Here is a 1,068-nt window from a genome sequence, read left to right on the forward strand (position 1 = left end):
AATCGGTTGGCAGAAATGAACCCCATCGACAGCGCGAACCGTCAAAAGCGTGATTTCATAGTCAAAATCGATAAATCCTTCCACAATGACTCGGCCCGCGCCAGTTCGGCCTCCTTCTTGAGCGTAATCCCATGCTGTTTGAATATCCTCGAAGGTTTTGATGACACTTTGGCCTTTACCTGATGAGCTCATGACGGGTTTGCACACACATGGCAGACCTGCAAATTCAACCGCCGCTTTAAATTCTTCGTAGGTATCCGCAAACTTATATGGCGAAGTCGTGAGGTTTAGTTCTTCAGCAGCAAGACGACGAATACCTTCACGGTTCATGGTGAGTTTGGTGGCATTCGCTGTTGGGACGACATTGAGGCCTTGAGCTTCAAGTTCAACTAATTTGTCGGTTGCGATAGCTTCAATTTCAGGAACAACATAATCCGGCTTTTCTTGTTCGATAATGGCTTGAAGCGCATCGCCATCGAGCATATCAAGAACATGACTACGGTGAGCCACTTGCATTGCAGGTGCATTTTTATAACGATCACAGGCGATCACTTCAAAGCCCAAACGTTGGCATTCAATGGTGACTTCCTTGCCTAATTCACCAGATCCAAGAAGCAATACTCGAGTCGCATCTTTACTCGTCGCGGTACCAAACATAAAAACCTCGTTATCAATACAGATAGTAAATTACAGGTAGCAAATTATGACGGGGATCATACTGATTATCAGCCCAAAAGCAAACGTTTGCTTTTGGGTTTTATCATTGAATGAAAAAGAGCTAAATGGATACAGAAAAACAACGAACGCGACACGCTTCGTTGACAAAAATAACGTTTCATTGATCTAAAACGTAGTAAATCAGCGACAACCCCTTAATAATAGACGCCTTAAAGGTAAGGAGTATTTACTCCATTAATGATCCTTGGGTCATTATCGTGTCGTTACTTAATCTCAGGAAGAGTTGCCGTACCATGCGTCAGTATATGAAATACATCATTCCCCTTGTTATCCCCCTGTTCATTTTATGTTTACCCTTGTCAGCGTTTCCATTTGAGGGTTTGACGATTA

General features: G+C 43.2%; 1 protein-coding gene. It reads right to left on the reverse strand.

Going from position 1 to position 1,068, the window contains the following annotated elements; translation table 11 throughout:
- A partial coding sequence (gene purT, locus ACP45E_RS21935; protein ID WP_017038481.1) for a formate-dependent phosphoribosylglycinamide formyltransferase occupies positions 1-657 on the reverse strand: 657 nt, incomplete at its 3' end.
- Between the last annotated feature and the right edge of the window lie 411 nt (positions 658-1,068).

Origin of the sequence: Vibrio genomosp. F10 str. 9ZD137, from assembly GCF_049974785.1 — a bacterium.
Taxonomy (GTDB): domain Bacteria; phylum Pseudomonadota; class Gammaproteobacteria; order Enterobacterales; family Vibrionaceae; genus Vibrio.